Raw genomic sequence first — 15,044 nt, 5'->3', positions numbered from 1 at the left:
TATTAATTAAAATCCCTGCCTATTTACTCACCAGTTGATCCAAAATAGGATGATCAATACTGTTGACAGAAGTTTTCCCTTCAAAAATCTGTTCAAAAATCTGGATGGTATTCTTTCCTTTTTTTAACCACACACCCGGAACATATAATGTTTGCTGAGGGCCTGCCTTGCTCCAGTATCTTCCGAGATTTTTACCATTGATAAAAACAATTCCTTTTCCGAAATTTCTCATATCAAGAAAAGTATCTCCCGTTTCTCCGAGATTAAATTCTGCTTCCTGGATTACCGGTGAATGGTTGGCAATATTCTTTGAGGTGTAATTATGTTTTGGAAACTCATCAAAAGTCATTGGAAACATTTGCCAGTTCCCGGAAATTTCATCCCCATTGATTTTTACCGGGCTGATAATTCCTTTTAAATTGTGGATAATGTCTGCCCCATAATTAATTCTTCCCATATTCTCCACCAGAATATCCAGTTGGTCTCCGGATTTGATCTCAATTTCAAGATTGTATTTCTTGTTGATTCTGTTAAGTTCTCCTTTCCAGTTTCCATTTACATAAATATTGGCATAATCTCTCAGTCCTTTTATTTCTAATGTTCCTTTTTGCGCTTTGTCAAACTTTCTTCTGTACAATACGTATCCGTTTCCGATATTCAGATCTTCAAATGTGAGAGGTTGAACATTCATGATCGGTTTTTTCTGTTCAAGCCAATCAAACAAACTATTCATTTTCGAGAATTTAATATCAGGAATAGTAATTACTTTCGTCGGTTTCGGCACCTCCGGAAGTTGATTTTGGTTAATCTTCAGGAAGACATTCCTTAACGCATTGTATTTGGGTGTTGCCCATCCTGCCTCACTAATCGGAGCATCGTAATCATAACTGGTAATATCTGGCTGGATATCGTGGTCTTTATCATAATTGGCTCCACTGGTAAATCCGAAGTTGGTTCCTCCGTGGATCATATAATAATTAAATGACACTCCATTCTTGATATAGATTTCAGTTTGTTTCACCACATCTTCAGCGGAAACTTTCACAAAGGGTTCTGCCCAATGATCCAGCCATCCCGGATAATATTCTGCAACCATATAAGGTCCCTTTCCTCCATTGTATTCATTGACACTTTTCTTTAATGTTTCAATATTTCCTTCTCCATTTGCTGTCGGCAATACTCCGTCGATAGCTCCTCCTTTAAAAAGATAGCTCCCGTCTGAAGTGAAAAACGGGACAGAAATCCCGGATTTTACAAGAAGGTCTTTGATTTTATGACTATATTTTCTATGTTGTTCTAAAGGAATATCCGGCCGTTGACTTACATAAGACCCAAATTCATTTTCAGCCTGAACCATAATAACCGGACCTCCATTATTAATTTCCAGTGGAACAATTTGCCGAGCCAATTGATTGATGTAGTTTTCACATTGCTTTAGAAAGGCCTCATTATCTGTTCTGATCACTACACTTTTATCTTTTTGCAACCACCATGGATAACCGCCAAATTCCCACTCGGCACATACGTAAGGCCCGGGACGGATGATTACATATAAACCTACCTCCTGAGCCGTTTTTATAAACCTTTTTAAATCTTTTTCACCGGAAAAATTCCATTTACCGGGTGACTCTTCATGATAATTCCAGAACACATAAGTAGTCACCGTATTTAACCCCATTGCTTTCATCATCTGCAGCCGGTGTTTCCAATATTGAGAAGGAATTCTTGGGTAATGCATTTCTCCGGAATAAATGGTAAAGGCTTTTCCATTTAACAAAAACTGGCCGTCCTTAATTGCAAAATTTCCTTTTTGTGAAAACATCAGATTAATTGACGAAATAAAAAGGATTACGAATACATATTTACTAATTTTTCTCATATTACAAGGCATGATTTTTGTAAATGTAAAGAATAAAAATTAAGCATAATATCAAACTTAAAGAATCATGAAAAAAAGTCTCTTAATGCTAAATGCCATACTTCTTTTAACGGCAGTTAGCTGTAAAAAATCAACTGAAGGTGGAAATACTGGCATCATAAAAACAGACAGTTCAACAACGATTGTTACTGATAAAAACGGAAAAGTTGATTCACTAAGTGAAAGTTCAACCATTGTAGACGTCAATGGTAAAAAATACGAAAAAACTGATTTCGTTTATAAAGCAACAGATGGAACTCTGGTAAAGGTTATTTTTAAAAATGATCCTAAAGAAAGTACGGTAGCGATTACCAGTAACAAGAAAACATTTACTTTGCCTAAAGTAGAAAGCAAGGGGGGCGAAACTGTCTATAAGAAAGATGATATGACCGCAAGAGTAAAAGGTGATAGCCTTCATCTGGAGCAAGGGAATAATATTATCGAGTTGAAGAGAACGAAGATCTAACAAGGTTCAACACATTCAATTTCACAATTCGAAATAATATCGTTTACAAAACAAAAAAAACCATCCGGAGTCCGGATGGTTTTCTATTGATATCTGAATGAATATTATTCTTCAGTTTTTTCTTCAGTAGTATCAGCTTTAGCTTCTTCTACTTTTTCTTCTACTGCAGGAGCTTCAGCTACTACAGCTTCAGCTTTTTTAGGTGCAGCAGTTGATCTTCTGCTTCTTCTTGTAGCTTTTTTCTCTTCAGCATTAGGGTTGTAAAGCTCGTTGAAATCTACCAATTCGATAAGAGCCATATCAGCAGCATCACCTGGTCTGAAACCTGTCTTAATGATTCTTGTATAACCACCGTTTCTTTCAGCGATTTTAGGAGCTACAGTTCTGAATAATTCAGCAACCGCAAATTTATTTTGAAGGTAAGAGAATACTACTCTTCTGTTGTGTGTAGTATCTTCTTTTGCTTTTGTTAATAGAGGCTCAACATATACTCTTAAAGCTTTCGCTTTAGCTACAGTAGTGTTGATTCTTTTATGCTCAATTAGAGAACAAGCCATATTAGAAAGCATCGCACTTCTGTGAGATGAAGTTCTTCCTAAGTGATTGAATTTTTTACCGTGTCTCATTATTAATTATTTATCAGCGTCTAACTTATATTTTGCAACGTCGAAACCGAAGTTAAGACCTTTTGAATGCACTAATTCTTCTAGTTCTGTCAAAGATTTTTTACCAAAATTTCTGAATTTCATCAAATCAGACTTACTGTAAGAAACCAATTCTCCAAGAGTTTCTACTTCAGCTGCTTTCAGACAGTTAAGGGCTCTTACAGAAAGATCCATATCTGCTAATTTAGACTTAAGTAATTGTCTTGTGTGAAGAGTTTCCTCATCATATTGGATAGATGCTTTTACAGCTTCAGTTTCAAGAGTGATTCTCTCATCAGAGAACAACATGAAGTGATAAATTAATATCTTAGAAGCTTCTGTTAAAGCATTCTGAGGGCTGATAGACCCGTCAGTTTCTATATCTAATACAAGTTTTTCGTAGTCTGTTTTTTGCTCTACACGATAATTTTCAATGCTATACTGTACTTTCTTGATCGGCGTGAAAATAGAGTCAATAGCAATAGTACCTACAGGTGCATTGTTTGACTTATTTTGTTCTGAAGGAACATATCCTCTACCTTTTTCAATATTGAAAGTAATTTCGAAAGTTACATCAGTATTTAGGTTACAAATCACTAATTCCGGGTTAAGAACCTCGAATCCGTTCATTGATTTTCCTAAATCACCAGCAGTAATAATCGTTTGACCTGAAACTTTAGCAACAACCTGCTCGTTAGCCTGGCCTTCTGCTAAAGCTTTTAATCTAACCTGCTTAAGGTTAAGAATAATTTCGGTAACGTCTTCGATTACTCCTGGAATAGTTGAAAATTCGTGCTCTACACCTTCTATTTTGATAGATGAAATAGCATATCCTTCCAGAGAAGAAAGCAACACTCTTCTCAAAGCATTACCGATTGTAAGCCCGAAACCTGGTTCTAAAGGTCTGAATTCAAATTGACCTTTAAATTCATCAGAGTTAAGTAAAATTACTTTATCGGGTTTTATGAATTGTAAAATTGCCATATTATTGGGTTGAGCAAAAATTTGATTAAAAAATTATTTAGAGTAAAGTTCGACGATAAGGTTCTCCTTAATGTCCTCCGGAATTTGGATTCTTTCAGGAGCAGAAATGAAGGTACCTTCTTTCTTCTCATCGTTGAATTGTAACCACTCATAGTTTGACTTAGAAGCCAATGCATTGGTAACAACTTCAAGAGACTTAGACTTTTCTCTTACAGTGATTACATCACCAGCTTTTACCAAGTAAGAAGGGATATTAAGAATTTCTCCGTTCACAGTGATGTGTCTGTGAGAAACTAATTGTCTAGCACCTGATCTAGTTTTAGCAAAACCTAATCTGTATACTACGTTATCCAATCTTGATTCACAAAGTTGTAATAGAACTTCCCCTGTTACTCCTTTGCTTCTGTGTGCTTTTTCAAATAAGTTAGCAAACTGTCTTTCTAAAATACCGTAAGTATATTTAGCTTTTTGTTTTTCAGCTAACTGAACTGCATATTCTGATTTTTTAGCACCTCTTCTTTTGTTAGGACCGTGTTGTCCTGGCGGTTGGTTTTTTCTCTTTTCGAAGTTCTTATCATCTCCGTAGATTGCAGCACCAAACTTTCTAGCAATCTTAGTTTTAGGTCCAATATATCTTGCCATAATGGGTAAATTCTAAAAATTAAACTCTTCTTCTTTTTGGTGGTCTACATCCGTTGTGTGGCATAGGAGTCACGTCAACGATTTCTGAAACTTCAATTCCTGAATTGTGGATAGATCTGATAGCAGATTCTCTACCTGCACCTGGACCTTTCACAAACACCTTTACTCTTCTTAAACCAGCTTCGTGAGCTACAGCAGAGCAATTTTCAGCTGCCATTTGAGCAGCAAATGGAGTATTCTTTTTAGAACCTCTGAATCCCATTTTACCGGCAGAAGCCCAAGAGATAACCTCTCCGTTTTTATTTGTTAAAGAAATGATGATGTTATTGAAAGAAGCTTGAATATGAGCTTCACCAATAGCTTCAACTTTTACTTTTCTTTTTTTAACTACTTTAGTTTGTTTTGCCATAATTCCTAACGATTATTTACTAGCTTTTTTCTTGTTAGCAACAGTTTTTCTCTTCCCTTTACGTGTTCTAGAGTTGTTTTTCGTTCTCTGGCCTCTTAAAGGTAATCCAAGTCTGTGACGTATTCCTCGTTGGCATCCTATGTCCATCAATCTCTTGATGTTCAATTGCACTTCAGATCTTAATTCTCCTTCTACTTTTACGTTTTCAGAGATATAGGTTCTGATTGCAGCCAATTCATCGTCATTCCATTCGTTGACTTTCTTGTCTTCGCTGATACCGGCAGCTTTAAGGATTTCAGAAGAAGTACTTCTTCCTACTCCATAGATGTAAGTTAAACCGATAACACCTCTTTTGTTTTTTGGTAAATCAATACCTGCAATTCTCGCCATAATTTAATGTTAACCTTGTCTTTGTTTAAATTTTGGGTTCTTCTTGTTGATTACGAATAGCACACCTTTTCTGCGTACAATTTTGCAATCAGCGCTTCTTTTTTTAATTGATGCTCTTACTTTCATTTTGATAGTATTTATTTTTTACAAATGCCAAATGGAATGATCATTCCATTTGGCTAATTGTTTTAATATCTAAATGTGATCCTCCCTTTCGTTAAATCATAGGGAGACATTTCTAGTTTTACCTTATCACCAGGTAAAAGTTTAATATAGTGCATTCGCATTTTACCAGAAATATGAGCAATAAGAATATGCCCATTTTCAAGTTCAACACGGAACTGAGCGTTCGAAAGTGCTTCCGTTATAACGCCGTCTTGTTCAATATGTTTTTGTTTTGCCATAAATTAATATCCAGTCGTTCTAGACAGTTTAGACTGCATTAAGCCATCATAGTGATGATTCAGCAGATATGTATTAATCTGTTGAACAGTATCTAAAATTACACCTACCATAATTAATAGTGACGTTCCCCCGAAAAATAGGGCAAACGCATCTGTCTGAACAAAGCTTCCATGCACAATTGCTGGAAGGACTGCAAAGATAGATAAAAAAATTGCACCTGGCAAGGTAATTTTTGATAAAATATCATCTAGGTAATCTGCTGTCTCTTTTCCGGGTCTTACTTTCGGTACTAAACCTCCATTTCTCTTCAAATCATCAGCCATTTGGTTCACCGGAATTGTAATTGCAGTATAGAAAAACGAGAAGATAATAATTAATAGCGCAAACAATACATTGTACTGCCAGCTAAAAACATTCTTGAAACCTGCAAGAAAAGTGTTGGACTCATCGAATTTTGTTAATAATCCTGGTACGAACATCAATGCCTGGGCAAAGATAATCGGCATTACACCAGCAGCATTTACTTTCAATGGAATCCATTGTCTTGCGCCCTGCATAAGATTCTTGTTTACACCTCCTCTTGCTTGAGCTCTGCTTACATACTGAATAGGAATTTTTCTAACAGCAACTGATAAAATCACTGCTAAAAGAACAACTACCATCCAGAATAATACTTCGATAAGGATCATGATAGATCCCATTCCTCCTTTTCCGTTCTGCACGGCCATCTCCTGTACGAATGCCTCAGGTAATCTTGAAAGAATCCCCACCATAATAAGGATAGAGATACCATTTCCGATTCCCTTATCGGTAATCTTTTCACCTAACCACATCGCGAATACTGAACCACCCACCAAGATTACAATACTTGGTAACCAGAACATAATCGAATTTGGTTCTACAAAATATGCAGATTGGAACTGAGCATACGGTAAGAATAATTGAGTAATAGAAGTTAAGTAAGAAGGTGCCTGTACCAGACAAACCCCGATCGTTAACCATCTTGTAATTTGGTTCAATGTATTTCTACCTGACTCTCCATCTTTCTGAAGCTTCTGAAGATAAGGAATAGCCATCCCCATCAACTGAACAATAATAGAAGCAGAAATATAAGGCATGATTCCTAACGCCATTACGGAAGCGTGGCTGAAAGCTCCCCCCGTAAACGACGAAAGCAAGCCAAGGAGACCTGCTCCTTGCTTGTTACCGCCTTGATTTTTATAATGCTCTAAGAGATCTCCCACCTCTGCAAGGTTAATTGCGGGAAGTGAGATATAAGATGCGAATCTATACACAAGGATAATACCTAAAGTGAAGAGAATTTTATCTCTCAATTCTTTAAGACTCCAAATATTTTTAAGTGTTTGTATAAATTCTTTCATTAGTAAGTATTATAAGGTAATTGCTTTTCCACCTGCCTTAGCAATAAGCTCTTCAGCAGATTTAGTGAATTTGTCAGCAGAGATTGAAACCGCTGATTTCAATTCTCCTCTACCCATAATTTTCACTAATTCGTTTTTAGAAACGATCCCGTTTGCTACTAAAACTTCTTTCGTGATTTCTCCAGTGATGGATTTGTTCTCGATTAAAGTCTGAATAGTATCAAGGTTCACCCCTCTAAACTCTTTTCTGTTTACGTTTTTGAATCCGAATTTCGGTAATCTTCTTTGTAAAGGCATCTGACCCCCTTCGAAACCGATCTTCTGAGAATAACCAGCTCTAGCTTTCTGACCTTTGTGTCCTTTTGTTGAAGTACCTCCTTTTCCTGTACCTTGACCTCTACCAATTCTCTTTGAGTTGAAAGTAGATCCTGCTGCAGGTTGTATGTTATTTAAATTCATTTTAATTTCTCTTTTATAAAATTATTTTTGAACTTCAAGTAAGTGGCTCACTGCAGCTACCATTCCTAAGATAGAAGGAGTAGCTTCATGTTCTACAACTTGGTGAAGTTTTTTTAATCCTAATGCTTCAAGCGTTCTCTTTTGGGTTTTTGTTCTACCAATAGCGCTTCTTACTTGTTTTACTTTAATTGTTGCCATTGCTTATTTATTAACCGTTAAACACTTTACTTAGAGAAATACCTCTCATTCTAGCGATCTCTTCAGGTCTTCTGATATCCAATAACGCTTTGAAAGTAGCTTTCACCACGTTGTGAGGGTTAGAAGATCCTTTAGATTTTGAAAGGATATCGTGAATACCAGCTGATTCCAATACCGCTCTTACCGCACCACCGGCGATAAGTCCTGTACCGTGAGAAGCAGGTCTTAAGAAGATATCTGCACCACCGTATCTAGCAGTAGTTTGGTGAGGGATAGTATGGTTCATTACAGGAACTTTCACAAGGTTTTTCTTAGCGTCTTCAACTGCTTTAGCAATTGCAGAAGCAACCTCTTTAGATTTTCCTAAACCGAAACCAATAATACCTTCTTCGTTTCCTACTACAACAATAGCAGAAAATCCGAAAGCTCTACCTCCCTTTGTTACTTTTGTTACTCTGTTAACAGCTACGAGACGATCTTTTAATTCTAATCCTCCCGGTTTTACTCTTTCTATATTATCTAGTCCTAACATATTTTCCGAAATTTAATGATTAGAATTTAAGTCCACCTTCTCTCGCACCATCAGCTAGAGCTTTCACTCTACCATGATATACGAAACCGTTTCTGTCAAATACAATACTTTCAATTCCTGCAGCGATAGCTTTAGCAGCGATAGCTTTACCAACAGCAGCAGAAACTTCAGTCTTAGTACCTTTAGCGTCTACACCTTTTTCTCTAGAAGAAGCTGATGCTAAAGTTTTACCATTTTTATCGTCGATTAACTGAGCGTAAATTTCCTTATTACTTTTGTATACAGATAATCTTGGCAATTCAGAAGATCCAGAGATTTTCCCTCTTACTCTTCTTTTTATTCTTATTCTTTTTTCTAATTTACTTAATGCCATAATACTTATAATTTATTAAGCAGATTTACCAGCTTTACGTCTAACAATTTCTCCTACGAATCTTACACCTTTTCCTTTGTATGGCTCAGGCTTTCTGAAAGAACGGATCTTTGCAGTAACCATTCCTAGAAGTTGCTTGTCGTGAGACGCTAAAGTAATAATTGGGTTTTTACCTTTTTCAGTCAATGTATCAACTTTTACTTCACTTGGAAGTTCTAATACGATACCGTGAGAGAATCCTAAAGCTAACTCAAGTTTTTGACCTGTGTGAGAAGCTCTGTATCCTACCCCTACTAGTTCTAGTTTCTTTTCGAAACCTGTATTTACACCAACAATCATGTTGTTGATTAACGCTCTGTATAAACCGTGAAGCGCTTTGTGTTGTTTCGCATCAGATGGTCTGTTTACATTAAGCTCACCATCTTTTTGCTCTAAAGTAATTCCTGCTGTAAGTTCCTGAGAAAGTTCTCCTTTTGGACCTTTTACAGTTACTACACCGTTATTTTCAGTGATTGTAACTCCTGCTGGAATTGTTATAATTGCTTTACCAATTCTTGACATTTTCCTCTGATTAAAAATTAATAAACATAGCAGATTACTTCACCGCCTACTTTCTCTTCTCTAGCTTTCTTGTCAGTCATTACTCCTTTAGAAGTAGAGATGATAGAAATACCCAAACCGTTTAGTACTCTTGGAAGTTCAGTAGAACCTTTGTACTGTCTCAAACCTGGTCTAGAAGCTCTTTGGATAGACTTGATAGCCGGTTTGTTGGTTTGCTTATCGTACTTTAAAGCGATTTTGATCACTCCTTGAACAGCGTTATCTTCAAACTTGAAGTTTAAGATATACCCTTGATCAAATAAGATCTTAGTAATCTCCTTTTTGATTTTCGATGCAGGAATTTCCACCACTTTGTGGCCTGCGCTTTGTGCGTTCCTTACTCTTGTTAGGAAATCTGAAATTGGATCTGTTACCATTTTTCTTTTATAAATTATTGGTTAAAGACAATCAGTATTGAAAAGACTTGAAGATTAAAATATCAGACTTCAGAAATCTTCGGTCTGATATTTTTTTTCTTTAGTATCTAGACAACTTAATTGTCCCGATTTTTAATTAGTAATTATTACCAACTAGCTTTTCTTACACCTGGGATAAGACCGTTGTTTGCCATTTCTCTGAAAGTTACTCTGGAAAGACCGAACGTTCTCATGTATCCTCTTGGTCTACCTGTTAGTTTACATCTGTTGTGTAATCTTACAGGAGAAGCATTTTTAGGTAATTTCTGAAGTCCTTCATAATCACCAGCTTCTTTTAAAGCTTTTCTTTTGTCAGCGTATTTAGCAACAAGTGCTTCTCTTTTGCGCTCACGCGCTTTCATTGATTCTTTAGCCATTTCTTAGTTCTTTTTAAATGGTAAACCGAAGTGAGTTAATAATGCTTTAGCTTCTTTATCTGTCTTCGCAGTTGTAACGAAAGTGATGTCCATCCCTTGGATTTTTTTCACTTTGTCAATTACGATTTCAGGGAAGATAATTTGCTCAGTAATACCTAAGTTGTAGTTACCTCTACCATCGAAACCATCTGCTTTGATACCAGAGAAATCTCTGATACGTGGTAAAGCAGAAGAAGTAAGTCTGTCTAAGAACTCATACATTCTGTGAGCTCTCAAAGTTACCTTTGCACCTACAGGCATTCCTTTTCTTAGTTTGAATGCAGCTTCATCTTTCTTAGAGATTGTACCTACTGCTTTCTGACCTGTGATGTTTGTCAATTCTTCTACAGCATAATCAATAATTTTCTTATCTGCAGTAGCATCTCCTAAACCTTGTGATACAACGATTTTCTCTAATCTAGGTACTTGCATTACTGACTTGTACCCGAATTCTTCCATCATTGCAGGAACAATTGTCTCTTTGTATATTTTTTTGGGTCTTGCTATAAATTCCATGTTAATTCAAATTATAAAGTTTCACCCGTTTTTTTGTTGATTCTTACTTTCGTATCTCCTTCGATTTTGTAACCGATTTTGATAGCTTTTCCGTCTTTATCAACTAAAGCTACGTTTGAGATATGAATAGAAGCTTCTTTTTCAGTAATTCCTCCTTGAGGATTTGCAGCTGAAGGCTTAACGTGTTTTTTAACGATGTTAAGTCCTGCTACGATTACTCTAGGGTCTCTCCCTTCTTTCTTAATCACTTCAATAACTTCACCAGTTTTACCTTTGATATCTTTCTTACCAGTAGTAATGATTACGTTATCTCCTCTTTTTATTTTTAACTTTGACATTTCTTTTAAAAATTTTAAAAATTAAAGTACTTCAGGAGCTAATGAAATGATTTTCATATATTCTTTGTCTCTCAACTCACGAGCAACCGGTCCGAAAACACGAGTTCCTCTCATTTCTCCCGCTGCGTTTAGTAATACACAAGCATTGTCGTCGAATTTGATGTATGAACCATCTTTTCTTCTTACTGCTTTTTTAGTTCTTACTACTACAGCTTTAGATACCTGACCTTTCTTAGCGTTTCCTGATGGTGTAGAATCCTTGATAGTAACAACGATTTTATCACCAACTGAAGCATATCTTCTTCTGGTTCCTCCCAGAACTCTGATAACTAGTACTTCTTTTGCACCTGTGTTATCAGCAACTTTTAATCTTGATTCTGTTTGTAACATTATTACTTAGCTTTTTCAATGATTCTTACTAATCTCCATCTCTTGCTCTTGCTCATAGGTCTAGTTTCTTGGATCAAAACTGTATCACCTTCTGTGCATTCGTTGTTCTCGTCGTGTGCAGTATATTTTTTCGTTTTCAAAACGAATTTACCGTACATCGGGTGCTTTACTCTTGTAGTTTCACTAACAACAATAGTTTTTTCCATTTTATTGCTGGAAACCACTCCGATTCTTTCTTTTCTTAAATTTCTATCCATTGTAAAATGAAATTATTGTTTGTTAGTTAACTCAGTGTTTAGTCTTGCGATTGTTCTTCTCAAATCTTTGATTTGAATCGGGTTTTCAATTGGGCTGATTGCATGAGCCAATTTCAATTTAGAATATTGAGCTTTTGCTTCAGTTAATTGAGCTTGAATATCACCCGCGCTTAAATTTTTAATATCAGCATTTTTCATTGTATTCAAAGATTATAGAGGTTTAACAAAATCGTTAGCAACGATGAATTTAGTAACTACTGGTAATTTTTGTGCCGCAAGTCTAAGAGCTTCTTTCGCTACTTCGTAAGGAACACCTCCTACTTCGAACATAATTTTACCTGGCTTTACTACAGCTACCCAGTATTCAACAGCACCCTTACCTTTACCCATACGTACTTCCGCTGGTTTTTTAGTAATTGGCTTATCCGGGAAGATTTTGATCCATAGTTGACCTTCTCTCTTCATATATCTTGTCGCAGCGATACGAGCTGCTTCAATCTGTCTAGCAGTGATCCAAGCTCCTTCCGTTGCTTTGATCCCAAATGTTCCGTATGCAAGTTGACTACCTCTTTGGGCATTCCCCTTCATCTTCATCTTGTGAACTCTACGGAATTTGGTTCTTTTTGGTTGTAACATAATTTCTAAATTTTAGATTTTAGATTTTAGATTTTAGATTTTTTTTAATTTTAAAAAAGTAACGGTAATTTAAAATTCAAAATTTCTATCTAAAATTTTTAATTATTATTGTTATTGTTGTTGTTTTTTCTAGGTCTTCTGTTGTCTCTGTCTCCTCCTCTGTTTCCTCTGTCTGACTGACCTCCTTTTTTCTGTTGTCCCACTAGTGGAGAAAGTTCTCTTTTACCATAAACTTCACCTTTCATGATCCAAACTTTTACACCTAATCTACCGTAAGTAGTGTGAGCTTCTGCCCAGTGGTAATCGATATCTGCTCTGAAAGTTGACAATGGGATTCTTCCGTCTTTGAAAGATTCGCTTCTTGCCATCTCAGCTCCGTTTAATCTACCAGAGATCTGAACTTTGATACCTTCAGCACCCATTCTCATAGTACTTGCCATTGCCATTTTAACAGCTCTTCTGTAAGAAATTCTGTTTTCAATTTGCTTAGAAATACTATCAGCAACTAGTACAGCGTCTAATTCAGGTCTTTTGATTTCGAAGATGTTGATTTGAATATCCTTACCTGTAAGTTTCTTCAATTCTTCTTTCAATTTATCAACTTCCTGACCTCCTTTACCGATGATAAGTCCCGGTCTAGCAGTAGTAATTGTAACTGTTACTAATTTTAATGTTCTTTCAATATAAATTTTTGAAATACCACCTTTAGATAATCTAGCCTCAAGGTATCTTCTGATTTTGTAGTCTTCAGCGATTCTGTCTCCATAATCGTTCCCACCAAACCAGTTAGAATCCCATCCTCTGATGATACCTAATCTATTACCAATTGGATTTGTCTTCTGTCCCATACCTTGATTAATTTTCTTTTTTACCTAAGATTAGTGTAATGTGGTTTGATCTTTTTCTGATTCTGTACCCTCTACCTTGTGGAGCTGGTCTCAGTCTCTTCAATTGTCTTGCACTGTCTACAAAAATTTCTTTAACGATAAGATTTGCTTCTTCAATATCAGCACCTTCGTTTTTAGTTTGCCAGTTAGCCATAGCTGAAAGCAATACTTTTTCTAACTTGTTAGATGCGTCTTTCTTAGAATATTTTAGAATGTATAAAGCTTTGTCTACTTCTACTCCTCTAATGATATCAGCTACTAATCTCATTTTTCTTGGAGAAGACGGGCAATCATTATGTAATGCTTTTACTACATCTTGATTTGTTAATTTACGTGCTAATGCACTTTCTCTTTTTCTTGATCCCATGATTATCTGCTTCCTTTGTTTTTGTTACCACCATGACCTCTGAAAGATCTTGTTGGAGAAAATTCGCCTAGCTTGTGACCAACCATGTTTTCTGTAACATAAACTGGGATAAAAGATTTCCCGTTGTGTACTGCAATAGTTTGTCCTACGAAGTCTGGAGAAATCATTGATGCTCTAGACCAAGTTTTAATAACTGTCTTCTTACCAGACTCTATGTTTGTCTGAACCTTCTTATCTAAAGTATGATGAATGAATGGTCCTTTTTTAAGTGATCTTGCCATAATTATTTACGTTTAGATATGATATGACGGTTAGACGCTTTATTTTTCTTTCTGGTTTTGTAACCTTTAGCAGGCATACCATTTCTAGATCTTGGGTGACCTCCTGAAGAACGTCCTTCACCACCTCCCATTGGGTGATCTACTGGGTTCATTACAACCGCTCTTGTTCTTGGTCTTCTACCTAACCATCTGCTTCTACCAGCCTTACCTGATACAGTTAACTGGTGGTCAGAGTTAGAAACAGATCCAATCATTGCATAACATTCAGTAAGGATCATTCTTGATTCTCCTGAAGGCAATTTGATGATTGCATATTTTCCGTCTCTTGAAGTCAATTGAGCTGAAGAACCAGCACTTCTTGCTAAAATTGCACCTTGACCAGGCTTCATTTCAACACAAGAAATTACAGTACCTAATGGAATGTTTTTCAACTTCATTGCGTTCCCTACATTTGGTTCTACGCTGTCTCCAGAAATTACTTTCTGATCAACTTTGATACCGTTTGGAGCGATGATATATCTCTTCTCTCCATCAGCATACTCTAGTAAAGCGATAAATGCAGTTCTGTTTGGATCATACTCTACAGTTTTTACAGTGGCTTCAACGTTTGCTTTGTTTCTTTTGAAGTCAATAATTCTGTATTTCTTTTTGTGTCCACCTCCGGTGTAACGCATGGTCATTTTACCAGTTTGGTTACGTCCACCTGACTTACTAATACCAACTGTTAGAGATTTCTCTGGTTTGTTGGTAGTAATTTCTTCAAAATTGTTAACAATTCTGAATCTCTGTCCCGGGGTGATAGGTTTTAATTTTCTAACAGACATTACTATTATTTATAATTAATAATTAATTTACAGCAAAAATATCGATAACCTCACCTTCAGCAAGTTTGATTACCGCTTTTTTCAATTTGTTTGTCTTTCCTACTTGAAGACCTTTTTTAGTGTATTTTGAAGAAACCTTCGGAGCATAAATCATTGTGTTAACGTCTGCTACTTTTACACCGTAAGCTGCTTCAACAGCTTTTTTAATCTGGATTTTATTCGCCTTAGGATTAACTAAGAAAGAATAAGAACCTCTTAAATCCGTAAGGTAATTAGCCTTTTCTGAGATAACTGGTTTAATAATAATAGACATG

General features: G+C 36.1%; 28 protein-coding genes. 1 reads left to right on the top strand and 27 read right to left on the bottom strand.

The window, feature by feature from the left end; translation table 11 throughout:
* Positions 1-19: 19 nt before the first annotated feature.
* A complete protein-coding gene (locus EG342_RS07995) occupies positions 20-1,879 on the bottom strand; it encodes a glycoside hydrolase family 35 protein (RefSeq protein ID WP_103289190.1) in 1,860 nt (619 codons plus the stop codon).
* A gap of 67 nt (positions 1,880-1,946) precedes the next feature.
* Here EG342_RS07995 and EG342_RS07990 point away from each other — a divergent pair, with 67 nt between their 5' ends.
* The gene (locus tag EG342_RS07990; protein ID WP_103289189.1) at positions 1,947-2,384 is read left to right on the top strand and encodes a hypothetical protein; all 438 of its coding nucleotides are present in this window, start codon (positions 1,947-1,949) and stop codon (positions 2,382-2,384) included.
* 104 nt (positions 2,385-2,488) lie between these two features.
* On the opposite strand, the gene rplQ is transcribed toward EG342_RS07990, so the two are convergent.
* From rplQ to rplW, 26 genes are all read right to left on the bottom strand, one after another.
* Positions 2,489-3,010, bottom strand: a complete 522-nt coding sequence (gene rplQ, locus EG342_RS07985) for a 50S ribosomal protein L17 (RefSeq protein ID WP_103289188.1) — start codon at positions 3,008-3,010, stop codon at positions 2,489-2,491.
* 6 nt (positions 3,011-3,016) lie between these two features.
* Positions 3,017-4,012 carry a DNA-directed RNA polymerase subunit alpha gene (locus tag EG342_RS07980; RefSeq protein WP_103289187.1) on the bottom strand — a complete coding sequence of 332 codons (996 nt, stop codon included), beginning with the start codon at positions 4,010-4,012 and terminating at the stop codon, positions 3,017-3,019.
* Positions 4,013-4,045: 33 nt separating this feature from the next.
* The gene (gene rpsD / locus EG342_RS07975) at positions 4,046-4,654 is read right to left on the bottom strand and encodes a 30S ribosomal protein S4 (RefSeq protein WP_047096812.1); all 609 of its coding nucleotides are present in this window, start codon (positions 4,652-4,654) and stop codon (positions 4,046-4,048) included.
* 19 nt (positions 4,655-4,673) lie between these two features.
* Positions 4,674-5,063 carry a 30S ribosomal protein S11 gene (gene rpsK, locus EG342_RS07970; RefSeq protein ID WP_034694697.1) on the bottom strand — a complete coding sequence of 130 codons (390 nt, stop codon included), beginning with the start codon at positions 5,061-5,063 and terminating at the stop codon, positions 4,674-4,676.
* Between the two features lie 12 nt (positions 5,064-5,075).
* Positions 5,076-5,453 carry a 30S ribosomal protein S13 gene (gene rpsM, locus EG342_RS07965; RefSeq protein WP_002983260.1) on the bottom strand — a complete coding sequence of 126 codons (378 nt, stop codon included), beginning with the start codon at positions 5,451-5,453 and terminating at the stop codon, positions 5,076-5,078.
* A gap of 9 nt (positions 5,454-5,462) precedes the next feature.
* Entirely contained in the window at positions 5,463-5,579 is a 117-nt protein-coding gene (rpmJ, locus tag EG342_RS07960; protein WP_007839480.1) for a 50S ribosomal protein L36, read from the bottom strand.
* Positions 5,580-5,641: 62 nt separating this feature from the next.
* Complete coding sequence (gene infA, locus EG342_RS07955) at positions 5,642-5,857, bottom strand: translation initiation factor IF-1 (RefSeq protein ID WP_034684855.1); 216 nt, start codon at positions 5,855-5,857, stop codon at positions 5,642-5,644.
* 3 nt (positions 5,858-5,860) lie between these two features.
* Positions 5,861-7,240: a preprotein translocase subunit SecY gene (secY, locus tag EG342_RS07950; RefSeq protein WP_103289186.1), complete on the bottom strand. Its 1,380-nt coding sequence runs from the start codon at positions 7,238-7,240 to the stop codon at positions 5,861-5,863.
* Positions 7,241-7,249: 9 nt separating this feature from the next.
* Entirely contained in the window at positions 7,250-7,699 is a 450-nt protein-coding gene (gene rplO / locus EG342_RS07945; RefSeq protein WP_089734597.1) for a 50S ribosomal protein L15, read from the bottom strand.
* 21 nt (positions 7,700-7,720) lie between these two features.
* Positions 7,721-7,897, bottom strand: coding sequence for a 50S ribosomal protein L30 (rpmD, locus tag EG342_RS07940; protein WP_047376578.1), 177 nt, complete (start codon positions 7,895-7,897; stop codon positions 7,721-7,723).
* Positions 7,898-7,907: 10 nt separating this feature from the next.
* Positions 7,908-8,429: a 30S ribosomal protein S5 gene (rpsE, locus tag EG342_RS07935; RefSeq protein ID WP_047376577.1), complete on the bottom strand. Its 522-nt coding sequence runs from the start codon at positions 8,427-8,429 to the stop codon at positions 7,908-7,910.
* A 19-nt stretch (positions 8,430-8,448) separates the two neighbouring features.
* The gene (gene rplR / locus EG342_RS07930) at positions 8,449-8,802 is read right to left on the bottom strand and encodes a 50S ribosomal protein L18 (protein ID WP_034694689.1); all 354 of its coding nucleotides are present in this window, start codon (positions 8,800-8,802) and stop codon (positions 8,449-8,451) included.
* A 15-nt stretch (positions 8,803-8,817) separates the two neighbouring features.
* Positions 8,818-9,363 (bottom strand): 50S ribosomal protein L6, encoded by a 546-nt coding sequence (rplF, locus tag EG342_RS07925; RefSeq protein ID WP_103289185.1) that lies wholly within the window; start codon positions 9,361-9,363, stop codon positions 8,818-8,820.
* 17 nt (positions 9,364-9,380) lie between these two features.
* Positions 9,381-9,779: a 30S ribosomal protein S8 gene (gene rpsH / locus EG342_RS07920; protein ID WP_047376575.1), complete on the bottom strand. Its 399-nt coding sequence runs from the start codon at positions 9,777-9,779 to the stop codon at positions 9,381-9,383.
* Between the two features lie 146 nt (positions 9,780-9,925).
* Positions 9,926-10,195, bottom strand: a complete 270-nt coding sequence (gene rpsN / locus EG342_RS07915; protein WP_076353267.1) for a 30S ribosomal protein S14 — start codon at positions 10,193-10,195, stop codon at positions 9,926-9,928.
* Positions 10,196-10,198: 3 nt separating this feature from the next.
* Positions 10,199-10,750, bottom strand: a complete 552-nt coding sequence (rplE, locus tag EG342_RS07910; RefSeq protein ID WP_103289184.1) for a 50S ribosomal protein L5 — start codon at positions 10,748-10,750, stop codon at positions 10,199-10,201.
* Positions 10,751-10,761: 11 nt separating this feature from the next.
* Positions 10,762-11,088 carry a 50S ribosomal protein L24 gene (gene rplX / locus EG342_RS07905; protein ID WP_103289183.1) on the bottom strand — a complete coding sequence of 109 codons (327 nt, stop codon included), beginning with the start codon at positions 11,086-11,088 and terminating at the stop codon, positions 10,762-10,764.
* A 21-nt stretch (positions 11,089-11,109) separates the two neighbouring features.
* Positions 11,110-11,478: a 50S ribosomal protein L14 gene (rplN, locus tag EG342_RS07900; protein ID WP_002983226.1), complete on the bottom strand. Its 369-nt coding sequence runs from the start codon at positions 11,476-11,478 to the stop codon at positions 11,110-11,112.
* 2 nt (positions 11,479-11,480) lie between these two features.
* Positions 11,481-11,735, bottom strand: coding sequence for a 30S ribosomal protein S17 (gene rpsQ / locus EG342_RS07895; RefSeq protein ID WP_027387210.1), 255 nt, complete (start codon positions 11,733-11,735; stop codon positions 11,481-11,483).
* 12 nt (positions 11,736-11,747) lie between these two features.
* The gene (gene rpmC, locus EG342_RS07890; protein WP_027371716.1) at positions 11,748-11,933 is read right to left on the bottom strand and encodes a 50S ribosomal protein L29; all 186 of its coding nucleotides are present in this window, start codon (positions 11,931-11,933) and stop codon (positions 11,748-11,750) included.
* Between the two features lie 12 nt (positions 11,934-11,945).
* A complete protein-coding gene (gene rplP / locus EG342_RS07885) occupies positions 11,946-12,371 on the bottom strand; it encodes a 50S ribosomal protein L16 (RefSeq protein WP_002983219.1) in 426 nt (141 codons plus the stop codon).
* 98 nt (positions 12,372-12,469) lie between these two features.
* Positions 12,470-13,219, bottom strand: coding sequence for a 30S ribosomal protein S3 (gene rpsC, locus EG342_RS07880; protein WP_076353263.1), 750 nt, complete (start codon positions 13,217-13,219; stop codon positions 12,470-12,472).
* A 7-nt stretch (positions 13,220-13,226) separates the two neighbouring features.
* Positions 13,227-13,625, bottom strand: coding sequence for a 50S ribosomal protein L22 (gene rplV, locus EG342_RS07875; RefSeq protein WP_103289182.1), 399 nt, complete (start codon positions 13,623-13,625; stop codon positions 13,227-13,229).
* 2 nt (positions 13,626-13,627) lie between these two features.
* Positions 13,628-13,906, bottom strand: a complete 279-nt coding sequence (gene rpsS, locus EG342_RS07870; protein WP_034702850.1) for a 30S ribosomal protein S19 — start codon at positions 13,904-13,906, stop codon at positions 13,628-13,630.
* Between the two features lie 2 nt (positions 13,907-13,908).
* Positions 13,909-14,730, bottom strand: a complete 822-nt coding sequence (rplB, locus tag EG342_RS07865) for a 50S ribosomal protein L2 (protein WP_103289181.1) — start codon at positions 14,728-14,730, stop codon at positions 13,909-13,911.
* A 22-nt stretch (positions 14,731-14,752) separates the two neighbouring features.
* Positions 14,753-15,043 (bottom strand): 50S ribosomal protein L23, encoded by a 291-nt coding sequence (gene rplW / locus EG342_RS07860; protein ID WP_103289180.1) that lies wholly within the window; start codon positions 15,041-15,043, stop codon positions 14,753-14,755.
* Position 15,044 lies beyond the last annotated feature (1 nt).

The organism is Chryseobacterium lactis (assembly GCF_003815875.1).
Lineage (GTDB): Bacteria > Bacteroidota > Bacteroidia > Flavobacteriales > Weeksellaceae > Chryseobacterium > Chryseobacterium lactis.
This window is presented reverse-complemented; position numbering and strand designations above follow the sequence as displayed.

What these genes read in the sequence shown, in the direction of transcription:
- EG342_RS07995 (WP_103289190.1), bottom strand. Translation starts at nt 1,879, where the DNA reads ATGAGAAAAATTAGTAAATATGTATTCGTAATCCTTTTTATTTCGTCA.
- EG342_RS07990 (WP_103289189.1), top strand. Translation starts at nt 1,947, where the DNA reads ATGAAAAAAAGTCTCTTAATGCTAAATGCCATACTTCTTTTAACGGCA.
- rplQ (WP_103289188.1), bottom strand. Translation starts at nt 3,010, where the DNA reads ATGAGACACGGTAAAAAATTCAATCACTTAGGAAGAACTTCATCTCAC.
- EG342_RS07980 (WP_103289187.1), bottom strand. Translation starts at nt 4,012, where the DNA reads ATGGCAATTTTACAATTCATAAAACCCGATAAAGTAATTTTACTTAAC.
- rpsD (WP_047096812.1), bottom strand. Translation starts at nt 4,654, where the DNA reads ATGGCAAGATATATTGGACCTAAAACTAAGATTGCTAGAAAGTTTGGT.
- rpsK (WP_034694697.1), bottom strand. Translation starts at nt 5,063, where the DNA reads ATGGCAAAACAAACTAAAGTAGTTAAAAAAAGAAAAGTAAAAGTTGAA.
- rpsM (WP_002983260.1), bottom strand. Translation starts at nt 5,453, where the DNA reads ATGGCGAGAATTGCAGGTATTGATTTACCAAAAAACAAAAGAGGTGTT.
- rpmJ (WP_007839480.1), bottom strand. Translation starts at nt 5,579, where the DNA reads ATGAAAGTAAGAGCATCAATTAAAAAAAGAAGCGCTGATTGCAAAATT.
- infA (WP_034684855.1), bottom strand. Translation starts at nt 5,857, where the DNA reads ATGGCAAAACAAAAACATATTGAACAAGACGGCGTTATAACGGAAGCA.
- secY (WP_103289186.1), bottom strand. Translation starts at nt 7,240, where the DNA reads ATGAAAGAATTTATACAAACACTTAAAAATATTTGGAGTCTTAAAGAA.
- rplO (WP_089734597.1), bottom strand. Translation starts at nt 7,699, where the DNA reads ATGAATTTAAATAACATACAACCTGCAGCAGGATCTACTTTCAACTCA.
- rpmD (WP_047376578.1), bottom strand. Translation starts at nt 7,897, where the DNA reads ATGGCAACAATTAAAGTAAAACAAGTAAGAAGCGCTATTGGTAGAACA.
- rpsE (WP_047376577.1), bottom strand. Translation starts at nt 8,429, where the DNA reads ATGTTAGGACTAGATAATATAGAAAGAGTAAAACCGGGAGGATTAGAA.
- rplR (WP_034694689.1), bottom strand. Translation starts at nt 8,802, where the DNA reads ATGGCATTAAGTAAATTAGAAAAAAGAATAAGAATAAAAAGAAGAGTA.
- rplF (WP_103289185.1), bottom strand. Translation starts at nt 9,363, where the DNA reads ATGTCAAGAATTGGTAAAGCAATTATAACAATTCCAGCAGGAGTTACA.
- rpsH (WP_047376575.1), bottom strand. Translation starts at nt 9,779, where the DNA reads ATGGTAACAGATCCAATTTCAGATTTCCTAACAAGAGTAAGGAACGCA.
- rpsN (WP_076353267.1), bottom strand. Translation starts at nt 10,195, where the DNA reads ATGGCTAAAGAATCAATGAAAGCGCGTGAGCGCAAAAGAGAAGCACTT.
- rplE (WP_103289184.1), bottom strand. Translation starts at nt 10,750, where the DNA reads ATGGAATTTATAGCAAGACCCAAAAAAATATACAAAGAGACAATTGTT.
- rplX (WP_103289183.1), bottom strand. Translation starts at nt 11,088, where the DNA reads ATGTCAAAGTTAAAAATAAAAAGAGGAGATAACGTAATCATTACTACT.
- rplN (WP_002983226.1), bottom strand. Translation starts at nt 11,478, where the DNA reads ATGTTACAAACAGAATCAAGATTAAAAGTTGCTGATAACACAGGTGCA.
- rpsQ (WP_027387210.1), bottom strand. Translation starts at nt 11,735, where the DNA reads ATGGATAGAAATTTAAGAAAAGAAAGAATCGGAGTGGTTTCCAGCAAT.
- rpmC (WP_027371716.1), bottom strand. Translation starts at nt 11,933, where the DNA reads ATGAAAAATGCTGATATTAAAAATTTAAGCGCGGGTGATATTCAAGCT.
- rplP (WP_002983219.1), bottom strand. Translation starts at nt 12,371, where the DNA reads ATGTTACAACCAAAAAGAACCAAATTCCGTAGAGTTCACAAGATGAAG.
- rpsC (WP_076353263.1), bottom strand. Translation starts at nt 13,219, where the DNA reads ATGGGACAGAAGACAAATCCAATTGGTAATAGATTAGGTATCATCAGA.
- rplV (WP_103289182.1), bottom strand. Translation starts at nt 13,625, where the DNA reads ATGGGATCAAGAAAAAGAGAAAGTGCATTAGCACGTAAATTAACAAAT.
- rpsS (WP_034702850.1), bottom strand. Translation starts at nt 13,906, where the DNA reads ATGGCAAGATCACTTAAAAAAGGACCATTCATTCATCATACTTTAGAT.
- rplB (WP_103289181.1), bottom strand. Translation starts at nt 14,730, where the DNA reads ATGTCTGTTAGAAAATTAAAACCTATCACCCCGGGACAGAGATTCAGA.
- rplW (WP_103289180.1), bottom strand. Translation starts at nt 15,043, where the DNA reads ATGTCTATTATTATTAAACCAGTTATCTCAGAAAAGGCTAATTACCTT.